Origin of the sequence: Cryobacterium lyxosi (assembly GCF_004403345.1) — a bacterium.
Classification (GTDB): Bacteria; Actinomycetota; Actinomycetes; order Actinomycetales; family Microbacteriaceae; genus Cryobacterium; species Cryobacterium lyxosi.
This window is the reverse complement of sequence record NZ_SOGT01000011.1, coordinates 312126-330767: the sequence shown is the minus strand read 5'-3', so window position 1 is coordinate 330767 and position 18642 is coordinate 312126. Positions and strand designations below refer to the sequence as shown.

The following is an 18642-nucleotide window of genomic DNA, read 5'->3' as shown; positions in this document are numbered from 1 at the left end:
CAGACCTCGATGCTGCGGCCCGCCTCGTGATCAACCCGCGGCGGCAGCATAATCGCCATAAAGCCGGCAGAACCGGTCATAACTCATCACCGCCGGCGTTTGACCGCCGGCGTTTGACCGCCGGCGTTTGACCGCCGGCGTTTGACCGCTTGCGTTTGACCGCTTGCGTTTGACCGGATGCGTGAACGTATTCCTGATGTGGCACTCAACCATCCCAACCGCACGATGGCGCCCACCCGCGCCACAAAAGGAGTCCACAAAAGGCAATATTTCCTCAGCGACGCCGAAAGCCAAAAATGTCGAACGCGAACGTGACGACTCGATCCATTCCCACCGGGTCCACTCCGGACGAGCCCGCGTGATGCGCGGATGGACCCATCCCAATGAGCGACGTCACTTCCGAAGGCGCCAGCTCTACGGTACGGCCGAGCTGTTCGTGCATCTCGAGAGTAAACCAAGCGGCGAGACTAGCCGTCAAATGAGCGGCTTTATCAGCTTGCATTTCTACAGCGAGGCCCGACTCCCGTAGCTCTTGCAGATGGCTCGGTTGTGGAACGACGACCAGCAACAAACCATCCGCTCGGAGCACGCGGGCGAATTCAGCAGCATTGCGCGGAGCAAAAATGTTGAGAATGATATCCGCGGCGCCATCGCGCACAGGGAGCGGCGACCACACATCCGCCACCAGCCCCTCAATGCGATCACGCGACCGGATGGTACGGCCCACGGCAGTGGGGGAGAGGTCCATTCCCAGCGCCCGTACATCGTCTCCTGAGGGCAGCGCCGCCCCTAGGTAATATCCCGTACCGCAGCCCACATCGAGGATGTACTTGGGCACCTCATCGGCCACGATGTGCCGGATGGCGTCACGGAGTGGTGCGTACCAGCCGGCGAAGAGAAACCTATCTCGGGCGTCCAGCATGGCGGCGCTATCACCAATGAATTTACGCGGTCCGGCAAGCAGGTTGACAAAGCCGCGCTTATTCACGTCGAAGGAATGCCCGTTGTCACAGCCCAGCAAAAGCTCGCCGCTGCGACGTAACGGCAGAAAACAGTTCGGGCACCGAAGCCACTCCGATAGCGTCTGGAGTGACATCGATGCCCGATCTGCTGGGTGTGATTTACTTATCGGTGATTTCTGCAGGGTGATCGCCGTGGGCCCGACTCAGTTCTGTCTGCGTGACCGGAGTGATCCGGTCCTCGAAGAACCAGCGGGACAAGCCTGCACGTACCTTCTCGACCGGCCCGATCTTACCCTGGGCATTGGGTCGCAGCATAAGCGGCTTGAAGTCGCTGTAACTGACCAGCTTCCAGCGCTCGTACTCATCAACGGGCTGGTGCACCTCGACGAACTCCCCGCCGGGAAGCCGAACGATCCGACCTGATTCATAACCGTGCAGCACGATTTCACGGTCCTTCTTCTGCAAGGCCAGGCAAACCCGCTTGGTGATGAAGAAAGCGAGGAACGGGCCGAGCAACGTGGTCACCTGGAGCGTGTGGATGACACCTTCCATGGTGAGGTGGAAGTGCGTCGCCATGATGTCCGATGAGGCTGCTGACCAGAGCGACGCGTAAAATGTCACACCTGCCGCGCCGATAGCCGTGCGGGTTGGAGCGTTGCGCGGACGATCGAGAACGTGGTGTTCCCGCTTGTCTCCGGTGATCCACGCTTCAATGAAGGGGTAGACCATAACGGTCACGATGAACAGACCCACCACAATCAATACGACCATGATGTTGAGCGAGTAGGTGTGGTTGAGCCAGACAAACTCCCAACCGCTCGGAATCAAACGCATGGCGCCGTCGGCGAAGCCGATGTACCAGTCGGGCTGGGTACCCGCCGACACCGGTGAAGGGTCGTACGGTCCGTAATTCCAGATCGGGTTGATCGTGAACAGCGACGCGATGAGCATGACGACACCGAAAACGATGAAGAAGAACCCGCCAGCCTTGGCGGCGTACACCGGGAGGACCGGGTAACCGACTACGTTCTGGTTGGTGTGCCCGGCTGCCGGGTACTGCGTGTGCTTGTGCACGACGACGAACAGAAGGTGCATGGCGATCAGCGCGACAATGATGGCCGGCAGCAGCAGGATGTGCAGCGAGTACAGCCGACCGACGATGTCAGTGCCGGGGAATTCTCCACCGAAGAGCAAGAACGAGACCCAGGTGCCCACAACCGGGATGCCCTTGATCAGTCCATCGATGATGCGCAGGCCATTACCGGAGAGCAAGTCATCGGGGAGGGAGTAGCCAGTGAAGCCTTCAGCCATGGCCAGGATGAAGAGGATGAAACCGATCACCCAGTTGAGCTCCCGCGGTTTGCGGAATGCACCCGTGAAGTAGATGCGCAGCATGTGCAACCCGATGGCTGCGACGAAAAGCAACGCTGCCCAGTGGTGGACCTGACGCATGAGAAGGCCACCGCGAATATCAAACGAGATGTCCATCGTGGACGACATTGCGACGGACATCGGAATGCCCTTGAGTGGGGCATACGAACCGTCATAGACGACTTCAGCCATCGATGCCTGGTAAAAGAATGTCAGGAATGATCCCGACAACAGGATGATGACGAAGCTGTACAGCGCCACCTCTCCTAGAAGGAATGACCAGTGGTCAGGGAAAATCTTTCGGCCAAGTTCCTTGACCGCGCCCGAAATGCTCGTTCGTTCGTCAATGTAGTTGGCCGCTGACGCGGTGAAACCACCAGACTTCTTTGCCCCGACGGCTTGGTCATCAGCGGACTCGCGGGTGATTATTGTTGTCATGCTCGCTCCCAGAAACTCGGGCCAACTGGTTCAGTAAAATCGCTCTGCGCGATTAGGTAGCCCTCAGCGTCCACGGCGATCGGGAGCTGCGGTAGTGCCCGTTTAGCCGGTCCGAAGATGACCTTGCAGTGGTTCTCAACGTCAAACTGCGACTGGTGGCACGGGCAAAGCAGGTGGTGCGTTTGCTGTTCATAAAGTGCGACCGGGCAGCCAACGTGGGTGCAGATCTTAGAGTATGCAACGATGCCATCATACGACCAAGACTTGCGGTCTTCCTGCTCGATGAGGTCACTTGGATCCATTCGAATGAGCAGAACGGCGGCTTTAGCCTTCTCTTCCAAACGACCGTGGCCCATTTCGGACAGGCCCTCGGGAATGACGTGGAATGACGATCCGAGCGTGACGTCCGCTGCCTTGATCGGGGTTCCACTCGGGTCCATCGTGAGACGGACGCCTTTTTTCCACAAGGTCTCGTGGAGCAGGGCTACCGGATCCTGGTCCATTGGGCCAAGGCCACGAAACAAGACGACGGCCGGCAGCGGGAAGACGACGAGGGCACCGATCAGGCTGTTCCGAATGAGCGTACGGCGTCCGAAGCCTGATTCCTCATTAGCCTGCTGGAAGATCTCGACGGCGCGGGCACGAACCGGTTCGGTTCCCCGAACGGGATGGCGTTCGTCAACACCCTCGTGATCGCTCATCAGGGCCTTGCCCCAGTGCACGGCTCCGATACCGATCGCCAACAGGGCGAGAGTGAGGCCGAGTCCGATGAAAAGATTGTTCAGTCGTACGGATCCGGGATCCTCGGCAACGATCGGAAAAGCCATGTATGCGGCGATCGCGAAAACACTACCCACGATGGACACGTAGAACAGCGTATAGACGGTGCGCTCAGCCTTGCGTTCTTCCTTGGGATCAAGGTCGGTGATACGCGGGCGGTGCGGCGGGAACCCTGGATTGACCAAGGCATCCCGTGTAACGACGGCTGTGCTTGCGGCGGATGTCGCGAGCTGCGCGCCAGGCGAGTCGGCGGCGGTTACGTCTTCCGCGCCGTTATCGTCCTTGGCCATTGTTCTCCTTTGTGGGCTGTGTAAATACTGTGCACTGTGGTGCTCCGTGGCGTCCGATCGATTCCGAACGTCACGTCAAGACCGAAAAACGCGGCCTAATTCGATTTCGCTGTGATCCACACGGTGAGGGCCACGATTGCACCCAGGCCAAAGATCCAGATGAAGAGGCCTTCCGCTACCGGCCCCAAGGACCCGAGAGCCAATCCGCCTGGAGACGGGTTGTCCTCGACGTACTTCAGGTAAGTGATGATGTCCCGCTTGTCTTCAGGCGTCATGTTCATATCGTTGAAGACCGGCATGTTTTGCGGGCCGGTAAGCATGGCCTCGTAGATGTGCTGGGCCGATACGTTCTCGATCGCGGGGGCAAACTTACCTTCGGTCAACGCGCCACCGGCACCGGCGACGTTGTGGCACATGGCGCAGTTGATGCGAAACAGTTCGGCACCCGTCGAAGCATCTCCGGAAGCTTTGACCAATTCGGCGGAGGGAATGGCCGGGCCGGGAGCGAGCGAAGCGACGTAAGCGGCCAGCGCGGCGGTCTGCTCGGCTGTGAACTGAACCGGCTTCTTCTGTGCCTGCGGGCCTTGCATCTGCATCGGCATGCGACCGGTACCGACCTGGAAATCAACCGAGGCTGCTCCAACTCCGATCAGGCTGGGACCTTCTGACGACCCCTGAGCACTAAGCCCATGGCATGTGGCGCAGTTGGCAGCGAAGAGCTTTTCACCCTGGTCGATGGTCTGCTGGGAGGACGCATCCGTTGTCGCAACGGCAGTGCTGGTGCTGAAGGCGACATAGGCGCCTCCAGTGAAGAGCAGTCCGACGGCAATGAGCGCAACACTGGCGAGAGGATTGCGACGTCCGGTCTTGCGTGGCCGACGTGCGCGAGGGGTTTTGATCTTGGTCATGCTGAAGTAGTCCGCTCCCGTTTTCTAAGTATTGATTTCTATTTAAGAACGTAGATGACCAGGAAGAGCCCGATCCAGACGACGTCGACGAAGTGCCAGTAGTAGGAGACCACGATGGCACTGGTGGCTTCCTTGTGGCCGAAGTTCTTGACCGCGAAACCACGCCCAATGATGAGAAGGAAGGCGAGTAGGCCGGCGGTCACGTGAATCCCGTGAAAGCCGGTCGTGATGTAGAACGCCGAACCATAGGCGTTCGATGAAAGGGAAACTCCCTCTGAGACCAAAGTGGCGTATTCGAACACCTGGCCGGTGACGAAGATCGCACCCAGAGCGTACGTGAGAAAGAACCACTCGACCATGCCCCACTCACTCGGCTTCCAACCGGTCGAACGCGCCTGCAGCCGTTCAGCGGCAAACACTCCGAATTGGCAGGTCACCGAGGACGACACCAAGATCAGCGTGTTGATCAACGCGAAGGTGACGTTGTGCTTGTCGGCCTCGAAGAGCCAGAGCTCGGGGGAGGTTGAACGAAGCGTGAAGTAGATTGCGAACAGACCCGCGAAAAACATCACCTCGCTGCCCAACCACACAATGGTGCCCACAGCCACGCTGTTGGGCCGGTTCACGACGGGCGCACTCGCCGTTTGAGTAATTGAGGTGCTGGTCACCCTTCTATTATGGCCGATAATCCCACAGGTTTTTCTCATTCGGGCGTGTAATTGGGAGTTTCTACCCGCTGGGAGTCTGCTGATTCAGCGCACGAACGGCGTGAATTCGGGGGAGTTGCGCTCGTTCTCCTATGATCGGAAACATGCTTGAATCGCAGTCTTGGCCTAACATACTGAATTCCCTCTTGGAGGGACGGGATCTGAGCGTGGCGGATGCTGCCTGGAGCATGGAACAGATCATGCTCGGGGAGGCTTCCCCGTCCCAACTCGGCGCTTTCCTAGTGGCGCTGCGTGCAAAAGGAGAGACTGTCGACGAAATTGTTGGATTTCGTGATGCAATTCTTGAGCATGCGGTTGCCCTGCCGGTCAACCCCATGGCCCTCGACATCGTCGGAACGGGGGGCGACAAGTTCAATACCGTTAATATTTCGACCATGGCGTCGATCGTCTGCGCGGCAGCGGGTGTGCCGGTAGTCAAGCACGGTAACCGCGCCGCGAGTTCCGCTTCTGGATCGTCCGACGTCCTCGGCGAATTGGGGATTGACCTGTCGCGGGACGCGACGCGTGTTGCCCAGGTATTCAAGGAAACCGGGATCACCTTTGCCTTTGCTGCGGCTTTTCATCCTGGGTTTCGCCACGTGGCCCTCACTCGCAAAGAGTTGGGTATTCCCACCGTATTCAACTACCTCGGTCCACTGTGCAATCCGGCGCGACCCGAGGCATCCGCCGTCGGCGTGGCCGACCTTGATCGGGTGCCGCTCTTCGTTGGTGTGTTTCAAACTCGCGGTGCAACGGCCCTGGTCTTTCGGGGAGACGATGGCCTCGACGAAATGACGACAACCGGGCACAGCCACGTTTGGGAAGTGTCACGCGGCCTGGTGACCGAACACGACATCGACCCGCGGGACCTCGGCATCCAGCGAGCGCAGATTAGCGATCTGGTCGGCGGTTCACCTCAGCACAACGCGGACATCGTGCACTCCGTCCTCGCCGGGGAGCCAGGCCCCATTCGCGACATCGTTTTGCTCAATGCCGCAGCCGGGTTGGTGGCCTTCGACCTGGCCAATGACGCGTCTCAAGTGCAAGTGGCGATAGTGGACCGCTTCCGCAATAAGTTGGCCGTGGCCGCCGAAGCCATTGACTCCGGTGTGGCCACGGCCAAATTATCAGCGTGGATTGCGGCGACCGAGGTCTGAAACCGAGGCCGCCGTGCGGTTGAGGCTCACTAGAGAACGTCCTCGTCGACCCACCCGAAAGTCTTCGTGACCGCTTTTTTCCAGTTGCGCAGCTGGCGGTTGCGTTCGGTTGAGTCCATCTGGGGCGTCCACCGGCTGTCTTCCTGCCAATTGGTGCGCAGTTCGTCGAGCCCCGCCCAGAAGCCCACCGCAAGACCGGCAGCATAGGCTGCACCTAACGCTGTCGTCTCCGCAACGACCGGGCGAACCACGGGAACGCCGAGAATGTCGGCCTGAAACTGCATGAGCAGGTTGTTGGCGATCATTCCGCCATCGACCTTGATCTCCGTGAGGGGAACACCCGAGTCGGCATTGACCGCATCGATGACCTCCCGGGTTTGGAACGCCGTCGCCTCTAGCGCTGCTCGTGCGATGTGGCCTCTGTTCACAAATCGGGTGAGACCGACGAGGGCACCGCGCGCGTCGGAACGCCAGTACGGCGCAAACAATCCCGAAAACGCTGGTACAAAGTAGGCTCCGCCATTGTCATCGACGGTTTTTGCCAAAGCCTCAATCTCGGAGGCCGAGCTGATCATTCCAAGATTGTCGCGCATCCACTGCACCAAGGCGCCCGTCACGGCGATGGATCCCTCCAGGGCGTAGTGCGGGGCATCGTCGCCGAGCTTGTACCCCACAGTCGTGAGAAGTCCGTTCTTGGAATGCACAATCTCGGTACCCGTGTTGAAGATCAGGAAATTGCCGGTGCCGTACGTGTTCTTGGCTTCGCCTTGGTCAAACGCCGCCTGACCGAAGGTCGCGGCCTGCTGGTCACCGAGGATGCCGGCGATAGGCACCTCACGCAGCAGGCTCGAGGTGTGTGCAGTGCCGTACACCTCCGACGACGATCGGATCGAGGGCAGCATCGACTTGGGCACGTCGAAAATAGCAAGAATCTCGTCGTCCCATTGCAAGGTTTCCAGATCCATGAGCAGGGTACGGCTTGCGTTGGTAACGTCGGTAGCGTGCACGCCGCCGTCCACTCCGCCGGTGAGGTTCCACAACACCCAGGAGTCCGTCGTTCCAAAGAGCAGGTCGCCGGAGTCGGCCTTGGCCCTGGCGCCCTCAACGTTCTCCAGAATCCAAACTATTTTCGTGCCGGAGAAGTAGGTAGCCAAGGGCAACCCAACCTTCTTCTTGAACCGTTCGACGCCCCCGTCGGCGGCGAGGCGGTCGACGATGGGCTGGGTGCGGGTGTCCTGCCACACGATCGCGTTGTAGACGGGAACACCGGTCGTCTTGTCCCACACCACGGCGGTTTCCCGCTGGTTTGTGATGCCGATGGCCCTGATGTCGTGCCGTGTGAGGTTCGCTTTGGACAATGCCTGCCCGATCACTTCGCGGGTGTTGTCCCAAATTTCTTTCGGGTCGTGTTCAACCCAGCCGGCCTGGGGAAAAATCTGTTCGTGTTCGAGTTGCCCGGTCGACACGATTGATCCGGCCCGGTCGAAGATAATTGCCCGAGAACTGGTCGTTCCCTGGTCGATGGCGAGAATGTAGTCAGTCATTGGTGCGTGTCCTCCCTGTGAGTATGTGTGAAGTTCAGCTGTGGTCGCATGACAACGGGCCCATCCGTTCAAGGGACGGGCCCCTTCGTTCAAATCAAATGGCCAGTAAGGGCAGCAGAATCAGCGCAGCCCAGCCGGCGAGCAGGCCACCGATGATTGGCCCGACGACGGGCACCCAAGAGTAGGCCCAGTCGGAGCCTCCCTTGCCTTTGATCGGCAGGATGAAGTGGGCGATGCGTGGACCGAGGTCTCGAGCCGGATTGATGGCGTAACCGGTCGGACCACCGAGGGAAGCACCGATCGCAATAACCAGGATGGCGACGGGAAGCGCACCGAGACCCGCCAAACCGCCACTGACTCCCTGCCGGTCCCCACCGAAGGCGATAACGACGAAAACCAGCACGAAGGTACCGATGATTTCGGTGACCAGGTTCCAGCCGTACGAGCGGATGGCTGGCCCGGTCGAGAAGACGCCGAGTTTGTTAGCCGGGTCTGGTTCGGTGTCGAAGTGCTGCTTGTAAGCAAGCCAGCAGGCGATGGCACCGAGAAAGGCGCCGAGCATTTGGGCCCCGATGTAGACCAACACAGAGATCGGGTTGATGGGAACTCCCATCCCGAAGCTCTCTGCGTTGTTGGCGACGAGACCTAAAGTGACGGCCGGGTTGAGGTGCGCCCCCGAACGGTAGGCGACGATGACACCGGCGAACACCGCAAAGCCCCAGCCGATGGTCACCATGAGGAATCCACCCCCGAGGCCCTTGTTCTTGGCTAAGGCGACGTTGGCAACCACGCCGGTTCCGAGGAGAACCAGCATCGCAGTGCCCACGACCTCCGAGACGAATACAGCTCCGATATTTTCCACGAGAACCTTTCTGGTCAAGCAGGGGATGCTGCAGCTTCCCCTCTGCGGTGAGCGGACGGACATAACATAGCGCGGGGCGTCACGAAGGGGAATAGGCCAGGCGAGTTCGCCCTGACTCTTACTGATCGTGGTAATACCGCGTATGTTGGGCGTGGGAAAATGCGCTTGGGCGAAGCACCCGAATGAATCCGTGGCACCACCGAGTGAATGGCTGGTCATGAAGAAGCTCATCAACGATCCGAAGAATGTCGTCAATGAAGCCGTCGCCGGGTTCGAGGTGGCGCACGCCGACATTGTGCGGGTCTCGCACGATCCGGTTTTCATTGTGCGCGCGGACGCGCCGCTGCACGGCAAGGTCGGAATCGTCAGTGGAGGCGGCAGCGGACACGAACCAATGCACGGAGGATTTGTAGGATTCGGAATGCTGGATGCCGCCGTTCCCGGCCCCGTTTTCACCTCGCCAACACCGGACCCCATCCTGGCAGCGACACAGGCCGTCGACGGTGGAGCGGGAGTGCTCCACATCGTCAAGAACTACACCGGCGACGTGCTGAATTTTGAGACCGCTGCTGATCTTGCAGCCGCTGATGGCATCCAGGTTCGCACGGTCATCATCAACGACGATGTCGCCGTCAAGGACTCGCTGTACACGGCCGGACGCCGCGGCGTGGCCGGAACGATCCTCGTTGAGAAGATTGCCGGAGCTGCCGCTGAGCGCGGAGATGACCTGGATGCCGTGACCGCCGTGGCCGAGAAAGTGAATTCCCACGTGCGCACCATGGGTGTTGCGCTCACCCCGTGCGTCGTGCCGCACGCGGGGGAACCGAGTTTCACCCTGGCCGACGACGAAATCGAAATCGGCATTGGCATTCACGGCGAGCCAGGGCGAGAGCGAATCAAGCTCGAGCCCGCCGACGCCATCGTGGACCGGCTCCTCGGCCCCATTCTTGAGGACCTGCCATTTGCCAGTGGCGACGAGGTGCTCCTGCTCGTCAACGGTATGGGCGGCACACCACAGATTGAGCTGTACATCGTGTTCCGCCGGGCCGCCGAAGTTCTGCAGGAGTGCGGCATCACGGTCACCCGGAGCTTGGTCGGCAATTACACGACGAGCCTCGAGATGGCGGGAGCATCGATCTCCGTTCTGAAACTCGACGACGAACTCACGGCGCTATGGGACGCCCCGGTGCAGACGGCCGCGCTACGGTGGGGACGATAGAAGGAGATTCAATGACCCCGAACGACGAACCTGGCGCAGTTGTCGGTGACGCCGCCCTCGCCAACGCAGCTCTCCGGCTGGACACTGGCTGGACTATTCGCTGGATTCGGCGAAGCGCCGAGGTACTCGCAGCCAATCGTGCCGCCCTGAACACCCTCGACCGCGACATCGGCGACGGCGACCACGGGGAGAACATGGATCGTGGTTTTCAGGCGATCCTGCCCAAGCTCGAGGAAGTCACCGATGAGACAACGCCGGGGGCCGTGTTGAAACTCGTTGCCACAACCCTGATCTCTACTGTGGGCGGCGCTGCCGGTCCGTTGTACGGCACAGCCTTTCTCAAAGCCGCCGGTGCTGTCGGGGCGGTGCAGTCATTGGATGCGATTGCATTGGTCGCCCTGCTGACGGCGGCGCGGGATGGCATCGTGCTGCGGGGCAAAGCAGTGGAGGGTGACAAGACCATGATCGACGCCTGGACACCGGCGGTGAACGCGGCGTCGGCCGCGCAGACGGCGGGCTCACCCGTTGGCACCGTCCTGCTGGCCGCAGCAGACGCTGCAGAGCACGGCGCGCAGTCTACCGAGCCACTGGTAGCACGCAAGGGACGGGCGAGTTATCTCGGAGAGCGAGCAATCGGTCACCGAGACCCGGGCTCCCAGTCGACGTCACTGCTGCTGCGCGCCGCGGCCGACCTGATGTCGCACCATTGATGGTGGCGGAATCCGCTGGACGCGTCGGTATCGTGTTCGTTTCGCACAGCGAGAAGATCGCGACGGGCTTGGTCGAACTGGCGCGCCAAATGGCGCCGACGGTGCGTCTTGCCGCCGCGGGTGGAACAGATTCCGGTGGAATCGGTACGAGCTTTGAGAAGATCAGCGTCGGAATCAGCGCGGCGAACGATGGTGCCGGGGTGGTGATCTTGTGCGATCTCGGTTCGGCCATCCTGACCGCGGAAACAGTGCGCGATTTTCTCGAGGAGGCCGAGCAAGACCAGGTGCGGATTGTCGACGCGCCCTTCGTCGAAGGCGGGGTGGCTGCGGCGGTGGCCGCAGAAACCGGGGGAGACCTCGACGAGGTCGTGGCGGCGGCGCAGTCAGCGCTGCATGTGATGAGTGAAGCCACGCTGGCGATCCAGCCTCCCGCTGCGACCGGGGTGTCACGCACGGTGATCCTCATCAACAAGGACGGCCTTCACGCACGACCAGCCGCAGAATTCGTCAACCTCGCGAGCACATTCTCGGTTCCGATCAGCGTGAACGGCACGGACGCCCGCAGTCTGCTGAGCATAATGTCGCTCGGCCTGGCCCGGGGGAGCAGTGTGCAACTCACGTCCACAGACCCCGCGGCTGGACCGGCGATCAACGCCCTCGCGGACCTGCTGGAATCAGGCTTCGGCGAGCAGTGAGCCGCCGTCGCAAACTTGAGGAAAACGCCTAGCAGTTCCGTGCCTTATTGTCCAATCCGGCGTATCGTGAGGGCATGATTCAGGACAGGAATACCTCAAAAGGTTCGGAAGAGCCGACCACGACCAATGCACAGGCATGCCCCATCTGCGGCCATGCCATGCACGAACACACCATTGATCATTCCACCCGAAATACCGTGGTCAACTGCCCGGTTGCGCATCCGGGAGCGTGGGACCGCGATGCCTTCGAACCGGTCAATGAATTTGGCATGACTATACACCAGACACGCACCTGATTCGTTAGGGCAACCTGGCGCTGCGGGAGTGCGGGACAAATAGCCCAGAACCGGGCGAAATGATCGGCCGGGCGCGGTCAAGGCCGTCTCGCGTCGTAGGTCAGATACATAAATCCATCTTCGGCCCTAGCCATTTCGATTGAGGAAGCCCCCTGTCGCAGGCTAAGGTGCGAGGCCCAGTTGTTCGAGCATGCCCTGTTGGTCGCTGCTGCCCCACCGCTCTACAAGTTTCTCGTTCTCGAACCGGCTGATTTGCATGCCACGGACCGACATCGTTTTACCGCTGGCGGAGTGGCCCATGAAGGACCCCTGGTGGGTACCGGTGAGCGTATAGGCAAATGCGACGTCGGTGTCGTTTGCTACAAGGCGCTCGACTTCGATGTGCAGGTCCGGGAAAGCGGCAATCATCTCACCGAAGAATGCTTTGTAGCCTGCTGGGCCCGGGCCTTGACCTGGCGCAGGGTCGTTATCGACTGCATCTTCGGCCACGAGGTCGTCCAAAAGATCAAGTTCTCCGTTATTCACGGCTTCACCGAACTTCTGCTGTGCCGCGATATTCGCTTCTGTACTCATGTATTCACTCTTTTCGTGGGGTTTGACATGGATTGTTCTATGTAGGTGTTGGGTGACCGGACCCCGGCTAACGCTCAGCGCTCCGCCAGCGGCAGGAGGCTATGGGATCAGGCCGAAAAAAGCTTCAGCTCCTGCACGCTGCCGCACGGCCACGACTCCAAAAGAGATGACAAATTTGCGCGTTGGACTCTGCCCGTCAGAGCAAACCCTTTCCGGTTTCGCTATTTGGCGAGGAAGGCGAGTACGTGCCGGTTCCATTCCTCCCGATGTGAAACGGTCAGACCGTGCGGGGCACCTTCGATCACGACGAGTTCGCTGCCGGAAATGGCTGCGTGAGTACGCTTTCCACTGACCTCGAATGGCACGATCGTGTCGGAGTCGCCGTGTATCACCAGGGTCGGTACGGTAATTTTCGACAGATCATCGCGGAAGTCTGTCGTAGCGAATGCGGCCGTGCAGTCGAGTGTGCCTTTAGGCGAGGCCATTTCGGCCAGACTACGGTTGTACGCAATCTGCTCGGAACTGACCTTCGGCTTATTGACCAACGAGGGCTTACCCGCAGTAAAGAACATCTGAACAAATTCATGCAGGAATGCCGGGCGGTCTTCGGTCAAGCCGTCGTGGAACCACTGTGCCAGTTCGGCATCGACACCTCCATCAGGATTATCATCCGATTTCCAGAGGTACGGCGGTACTGCGCTGGCGAAGACGAGCTTCGCGATGCGGTCGGTGCCGTACGTTCCCACGTAACGTGCAACCTCGCCGCCACCCATTGAAAATCCAATAAGAGTGACGTCTCGCAGGTCGAGGGCATCAAGAACGGCCTTCAAGTCGGCGGCAAACGTGTCATAGTCGTACCCGTTCCACGGCTGAGATGACTGGCCGAACCCGCGGCGATCGTATGTGATGACTCTGCGACCGGCGTCGACCAGCGCAGGTACCTGACCTTCCCAGGACCTGCTGCTGAGTGGCCAGCCGTGAATCAGTACAACGGGCTTGCCGGCACCGACGTCTTGATAGTGCAGTTCGACGTCAGGCCCGTTTTGACCAGGGACGGTAATGAAAGGCATGGTCTCTCCTCGCAATCGTTGATGGTTCGTTGGAGGTAACGGAGTTTGTGCGTCTTAGACAATCGAGGTTCGCTGGGAAATCGCTGAAACGACGGTGCGAGGGGAGCCGGTCGAACCGCGGTATTTCGCTGGTTTGTAGGTTGAGACGGATGACGCATCAGCTAACCAATACCGCCAAGGGAAGTTGGTCGCATCTCCGCCGGGCCCGCTGACGCCAACGCGGGGTCCGGTTTGGTGCGTTAAAATCACACCGTCATCCGGAATGAAGAACTTCCACTGTCCACCGAAAAGATCGTCACCGTCGTTGACCAGGGTTGCTCCAAAGCTTTGGGCAACGCAGCCGGGGCCTCGCGCCAAACTCTTATCCAGGAGAGGAACCTTTCGTGGCTTGCTTTCTCGCCGGATTCGGGCAATGTCGGAACCTTCGATCACGTCTCCCGCCCTAATGAGACAACCGTATGGCTGGCCGGGTTGTCCAGCGACGACGTTGAGAGCGTGGTGCATTCCGTAGGTGAAGTAGCAGTACAGGTGGCCGGCGGGGCCGAACATTGTCCTATTCCGATTCGTCTCGCCCCGATAACTGTGCGCGCCGGGGTCGCGTTCTCCCGCATACGCCTCAACCTCGGTAATACGAATGGCCACAGTGCCATCGTCATCGGTGTGTTGAAGGATGCAGCCGAGAATTTCCGGCGCAACGAGGAGCACCTCGCGGGAAAAGAACCCTCGGTCCGCTAAATGAAACCCATTGAGAACACTCATCTGGTCAGCGTATCGACGCCCGGTGAGAAGCGCTCGCCCGAGCCGTTCCGTGAATCTGGGACGTCGACGTGGCAGAACAGCAGTACCAGCGCACGACGCGGGTCCGCGGCGAAGATCTACGGTGCGTCATGGGCGTGTCGACGAGCACTCGCTAACCGAGGAGTTCGTCAACGTAGCACCAACGCCACAATTCCCGTGGCTCGGCGCTGCACATGATGGGGTGGCCGGACTCTTGGAAGTGCCTGGTCGCGTGCTGACCGACGGATGAATCGCAGCACCCCACGTTGCCGCAGATTAGGCACATCCGAAGGTGTACCGGGCTGGTGCCTTCGCGCACACAGTCGCTGCATTCCGCATCCGGCGGTACCGGATGCTCACCGACGGCTCGTAAGTGCTCACAGCCGCCGGCGCCCAGAGGCACTCCAGAGGTGTCGGGCTTGGTCACGGGATGAGTTTCGGCGCTGAAGTCGATGCTCAGGTCGTCGGGCGAGGTGTCCAACATAGATTCCTCAACATCGAGCATCTCAAGCACTTCGCTGATCACCTCGTGGGCATATTCACCCGAATGGCGCAGTTTCAGAACCTTGGCGCGCTCAGCGTCGAGCATGGTCAGCCGCAACTGTACATAACGCTTACTGGGAGTGCGGTCTGCAAGCTCTGAACGTCCGAGGCGCTCCCAGGCCGCCCGGTTGCGTTCCTGTGTGCGGCGTTCGAGCATGTCGAGTACCTCCGGTGGATCGTCGGGCCGGGCGTGCCGGCGCAGGTTTGCTATCCCCGCGGCGGTGGCCTGATCCATGAGCGCGGCCTGGCTGAGCGCATCCGCTTTGGTATCTGGACCACGTACCCCCAAGATACGAACCAGCCACGGCAGGCTCAGGCCCTGCACGACCAGGGTTCCAGCCACCACCCCCAGGGCCGCGAGAACGAGGACGGGACGGTGTGCGACGTCTTCGGGCAGGGCGAACACGGCAGCCAGGGTGACCACACCGCGCATGCCGGCCCACGACACGATGGCGGGCAACTGCCAGGGTGGTGCGGGGTCGGCCTTTCGAATTTTGGGGAACAGGCGAGGGAGATAAATCGCCGGGAACACCCAAATCGGGCGCAACAAGAGAACCGCGACGAGTATGACAGCGCAAGCACCCCAAATGCGCCCGGCACCCAGCGAGTCACCCGAGGTCGCTTCAATGATCGATCGCACTTGTAACCCGATCAGCAGGAAAACAGAGTTCTCGAGCAGGAACTGCACCGTGGCCCAGTTGCTGCGCTGGCTCAGTCGCGACGCGCCGCCCGGCATAGCGGGCGTCTTGGTGCCGATCACCAGGCCAGCCACAACGACAGCCAACACGCCAGATGCGTTGATTTCCTCGGCCGGAATGTAGGCCACGAACGGGGCTGCTAGCGACATGGACGTGTTTATGGCCACATTACGCACGCGTTTTCGGATCTGCAGCAGGAGCCATGCAGCAATCAGGCCGATCACGACACCGCCAACGGCAGCAAAAGCAAGATCTGACGCCACCTGCCAGACGGTGACACTGCCACCAATGGCAACGATCGCCGTGCGAAGAAGTACCAGAGCGGTCGCATCGTTGACCAGCGACTCACCTTCCAGAAGACTCACTACCCGGCGCGGGAGCCCAACTCGGCGGGCAATCGTAGTCGCCGCCACCGCATCCGGGGGAGCCACCACCGCCCCCAGGGCGAACGCCGCTGCCAAGGGAATTTCCGGGATCAGCCACCAGACGATGAGACCGATGGCCACGGTACCGAAAATGACATAACCGACCGACAGCAGGCCGATGGAGCGCAGGTTGGTGCGGAACTCGACCAGGGAGGTACGGATGGCGGCTGCGTACAGCAGCGGAGGAAGAATTCCCACCAGCACCAGTTCCGGGTCCAACTGTACCGCCGGAATAAACGGCAGATACGAGCCGACGACACCGATAACCACCAGCAGCAGCGGAACAGACAAGTTCAAGCGTCTCGCTAGGGCGCTGGCGGCGCAGACAACGACGACAAGAGTGAGCAGAGCGAGTGAAACATCCATTTTTTCCGCCAAGGGTTTCTGGGGCTGGACTACGGCAAGATATGTCCAGCGGCAGTGAAGAGTCGATACCATTCTCCCCGAGTAAGAGCGATATCAGACCCCACGGCCGAATCGAGAAGGTGCCGAACGCTGGTCGTTCCGAGCACTACCTGCATGTGGGCAGGATGACGGGTGATCCAGGCGACGGCGATGGCAGCCGGGGGAGCGTCATAGGTTCGAGCAAGGTCATCGATGACATCGTTCAACGCGGAATAGCTCTCTCGATCGTTCAGAAAAATACCATCGAAGAAACCCTTCTGAAACGGCGACCATGCCTGCAGCGTGATGTTGTTGAGTCGGCAGTAATCGAGAATGCCGTTGTCCCGGTCGATGGACTGGTCGAGGCCGGCCATGTTGGCCGACATACCAGCGGCGATAAGCGGCGCGTGCGTGATGCTGAGCTGCACCTGATTTACGATGAGCGGCTGGGCCACCGAACGTTTCAGCAGCTCGACCTGCCCTGGGGTGTGGTTGCTGACGCCGAAATTGAGCACTTTTCCCGCATCGTGCAAAACGTTGAAAGCCTCGGCGACCTCGTCGGGTTCCACGAGGGCGTCCGGGCGGTGCAGCAGCAGCGTGTCGAGATAGTCGGTCTTCAACGCCGAGAGCGATTCGTCGACGGATTCAAGGATGTGCTCCTTGGAGAAGTCCCAGAAGCCGGATCGAATACCGACTTTTGACTGGATGGCCACTCGTGCCCGATCTTCTGCCGAAAACGTCACCGCGTCCCCGAAACGACGCTCGCATTCGTGGGGCGTGCTGCCATACACGTCGGCGTGATCGAAGAAGTTTATGCCGGCGTCTCGGGAGGCCCCAACGAGGGATCGGATCTCTTCGTCACCGAGGGGAACGATCCGCATCAGCCCGAGAACGATATTCGAGACTTCCAAGTGGGTATTCGGTAACGTCATTGTCTTCATGCCTCCAGTCTGGGTGCAGTCGGGCAAGAACAACAACTCATCACCTGATTGAACGCGACCGGAGTGTTATCTGCGGCCTGCGGTCTACGGCCTGCGGTCTGCGGTCTGCGGTCTGCGGTCTGCGGTCTGCGGTCTGCAACAATATCGGCGGTGAAAAATCTTGTCTGCGTCTCAAGGCACGCTAATTGTGGGCTCAACTTGGGCGGGGAGTCGAGGTTGCTTGAAGCAGCGCGGGCCAGGTAATGGCAGACGATTATCGACGTATTGACATAATGTGCATTATCGGTCACATGGTGAACGTTGTATAACCGTGTTTATTGCTGCGCGCCGGCTGCACTCACCGGTCTGGCTCGAGGGCTCTTGACCCGTCTAGAATTCGGCAGGCGGGGTCGATACGTAGTGCACGCGCAGACCGAGTGTGTTGAGGTGCTCACGAAGCTCCGGTGCGAGTTCGGCATTGACGATCACGTCATCGAAGACGGCCAGGTCGGCCACGTGGTACAGCCCCTTAGCCTCGAACTTGCTGTCGTCTAGCAGCAGAACCTTGCGGTCGGCCCGAGTGAGCAATGCTCGCTTCGTTTCAGCGGCCGCGGCATCCGGGTGAAAGAGAGCATCATTCTTCAATGCAGTCGTCGACACGAAAACCACGTCGGCAGAGACCCGACTGAGCTGTTCGACCACGATGGCGCCGAGAAACGAGTCTGTCTCGTGCACGTATTGTCCGCCGAGGCCCACGAGCGAGATCTGAGGGTGCATCAGCGTCAGTTCGCGCATCAGCCCCAGCGCGTGGGTAACCACCGCGCTCGGGGCGCGCTCGGCGAGGTTGCCGAGCATGGCTGCGACCGTAGTCGAGTCGTCGAAGGCGACAACATCGCCGGTCCGGATCAGCAGGGCTGCCTCTGCGGCGAGAGCCTTCTTGAGGCCGACCCGGGTGGCCCGGCGCAGGCGGACATCCTGCTCGGCAAACGGATGCGGTTTTGCACGCGCCCCGCCCCGCACGCGTTCGATGAGTCCCTCGCGGGCGAGGACATCAAGGTCGCGGTGAATAGTCATGGCGCTGACGCGGAAGGTCTCGACAAGCTTTTCCAGTCGCACGGGACCGTTCGCCTCGATGTGGCGCACCAGTTCACTACGCCGCACCGGACCGGTGAGGCCATCGCGCGTGAGGGAATCGCGCGTGAGGGAATCGTCGTCGGTGACGTCGGCAAACTTCATGATCGCCAGCATAGATGCCCTGAGGCGTCTTGTTAAATCGATGTGTTCAATTACCTGACTTATAACAGACTGCATGT

18 protein-coding genes are annotated in these 18642 nt (G+C 60.3%); 5 read left to right on the top strand and 13 right to left on the bottom strand.

Translation table 11 applies throughout. From position 1 onward, the window contains the following. Window positions 1–274: 274 nt before the first annotated feature. From E3T27_RS09595 to ctaE, 5 genes are all read right to left on the bottom strand, one after another. Window positions 275–1096 carry a methyltransferase domain-containing protein gene (locus E3T27_RS09595; RefSeq protein ID WP_134572374.1) on the bottom strand — a complete coding sequence of 274 codons (822 nt, stop codon included), beginning with the start codon at window positions 1094–1096 and terminating at the stop codon, window positions 275–277. A 25-nt stretch (window positions 1097–1121) separates the two neighbouring features. Beyond that, the gene (gene qcrB, locus E3T27_RS09590) at window positions 1122–2771 is read right to left on the bottom strand and encodes a cytochrome bc1 complex cytochrome b subunit (protein ID WP_134548223.1); all 1650 of its coding nucleotides are present in this window, start codon (window positions 2769–2771) and stop codon (window positions 1122–1124) included. Then, the gene (qcrA, locus tag E3T27_RS09585; RefSeq protein ID WP_104198051.1) at window positions 2768–3841 is read right to left on the bottom strand and encodes a cytochrome bc1 complex Rieske iron-sulfur subunit; all 1074 of its coding nucleotides are present in this window, start codon (window positions 3839–3841) and stop codon (window positions 2768–2770) included. Before qcrA ends, qcrB begins: the two co-directional genes overlap by 4 nt. Window positions 3842–3936: 95 nt before the next feature. Continuing rightward, complete coding sequence (qcrC, locus tag E3T27_RS09580; protein WP_134572372.1) at window positions 3937–4749, bottom strand: cytochrome bc1 complex diheme cytochrome c subunit; 813 nt, start codon at window positions 4747–4749, stop codon at window positions 3937–3939. Window positions 4750–4787: 38 nt separating this feature from the next. Next, complete coding sequence (gene ctaE / locus E3T27_RS09575) at window positions 4788–5417, bottom strand: aa3-type cytochrome oxidase subunit III (RefSeq protein ID WP_478213405.1); 630 nt, start codon at window positions 5415–5417, stop codon at window positions 4788–4790. A 143-nt stretch (window positions 5418–5560) separates the two neighbouring features. On the opposite strand from ctaE, the gene trpD reads away from it, so the two are divergent. After that, entirely contained in the window at window positions 5561–6613 is a 1053-nt protein-coding gene (gene trpD, locus E3T27_RS09570; RefSeq protein WP_134572370.1) for an anthranilate phosphoribosyltransferase, read from the top strand. Window positions 6614–6642: 29 nt separating this feature from the next. Here trpD and glpK read toward each other — a convergent pair whose 3' ends face one another. Both glpK and E3T27_RS09560 read right to left on the bottom strand, forming a co-directional pair. Continuing rightward, a complete protein-coding gene (gene glpK / locus E3T27_RS09565) occupies window positions 6643–8157 on the bottom strand; it encodes a glycerol kinase GlpK (protein ID WP_104198048.1) in 1515 nt (504 codons plus the stop codon). Between the two features lie 94 nt (window positions 8158–8251). Next, window positions 8252–8971: an MIP/aquaporin family protein gene (locus tag E3T27_RS09560; RefSeq protein WP_241992203.1), complete on the bottom strand. Its 720-nt coding sequence runs from the start codon at window positions 8969–8971 to the stop codon at window positions 8252–8254. A gap of 265 nt (window positions 8972–9236) precedes the next feature. Between E3T27_RS09560 and dhaK the strand changes: the two genes are divergently transcribed. The 4 genes from dhaK to E3T27_RS09540 all read left to right on the top strand — a co-directional run bounded on the left by dhaK (window position 9237) and on the right by E3T27_RS09540 (window position 11939). Beyond that, window positions 9237–10238, top strand: a complete 1002-nt coding sequence (dhaK, locus tag E3T27_RS09555; RefSeq protein ID WP_134572472.1) for a dihydroxyacetone kinase subunit DhaK — start codon at window positions 9237–9239, stop codon at window positions 10236–10238. 11 nt (window positions 10239–10249) lie between these two features. Continuing rightward, complete coding sequence (gene dhaL, locus E3T27_RS09550; RefSeq protein WP_134572368.1) at window positions 10250–10948, top strand: dihydroxyacetone kinase subunit DhaL; 699 nt, start codon at window positions 10250–10252, stop codon at window positions 10946–10948. A 32-nt stretch (window positions 10949–10980) separates the two neighbouring features. Next, window positions 10981–11643 carry a dihydroxyacetone kinase phosphoryl donor subunit DhaM gene (gene dhaM / locus E3T27_RS09545; protein WP_241992195.1) on the top strand — a complete coding sequence of 221 codons (663 nt, stop codon included), beginning with the start codon at window positions 10981–10983 and terminating at the stop codon, window positions 11641–11643. A 74-nt stretch (window positions 11644–11717) separates the two neighbouring features. Further along, window positions 11718–11939: a hypothetical protein gene (locus E3T27_RS09540; RefSeq protein ID WP_134572364.1), complete on the top strand. Its 222-nt coding sequence runs from the start codon at window positions 11718–11720 to the stop codon at window positions 11937–11939. Between the two features lie 162 nt (window positions 11940–12101). Here the strand turns inward: E3T27_RS09540 and E3T27_RS09535 are convergent, their stop codons facing one another. The 6 genes from E3T27_RS09535 to E3T27_RS09505 form a co-directional block, all read right to left on the bottom strand. Beyond that, window positions 12102–12512, bottom strand: a complete 411-nt coding sequence (locus E3T27_RS09535) for an ester cyclase (protein WP_104198043.1) — start codon at window positions 12510–12512, stop codon at window positions 12102–12104. A gap of 221 nt (window positions 12513–12733) precedes the next feature. Next, complete coding sequence (locus tag E3T27_RS09530; protein ID WP_104198042.1) at window positions 12734–13582, bottom strand: alpha/beta fold hydrolase; 849 nt, start codon at window positions 13580–13582, stop codon at window positions 12734–12736. Between the two features lie 54 nt (window positions 13583–13636). Then, window positions 13637–14341, bottom strand: coding sequence for a DNA-3-methyladenine glycosylase (locus tag E3T27_RS09525; protein ID WP_134572362.1), 705 nt, complete (start codon window positions 14339–14341; stop codon window positions 13637–13639). Window positions 14342–14492: 151 nt separating this feature from the next. Continuing rightward, window positions 14493–16391 (bottom strand): Na+/H+ antiporter, encoded by a 1899-nt coding sequence (locus tag E3T27_RS09520; protein WP_134572360.1) that lies wholly within the window; start codon window positions 16389–16391, stop codon window positions 14493–14495. 29 nt (window positions 16392–16420) lie between these two features. Beyond that, the gene (locus E3T27_RS09515) at window positions 16421–17350 is read right to left on the bottom strand and encodes an aldo/keto reductase (protein WP_134572359.1); all 930 of its coding nucleotides are present in this window, start codon (window positions 17348–17350) and stop codon (window positions 16421–16423) included. Between the two features lie 369 nt (window positions 17351–17719). After that, complete coding sequence (locus E3T27_RS09505) at window positions 17720–18565, bottom strand: DeoR/GlpR family DNA-binding transcription regulator (protein ID WP_166786164.1); 846 nt, start codon at window positions 18563–18565, stop codon at window positions 17720–17722. Window positions 18566–18642: the final 77 nt, after the last annotated feature.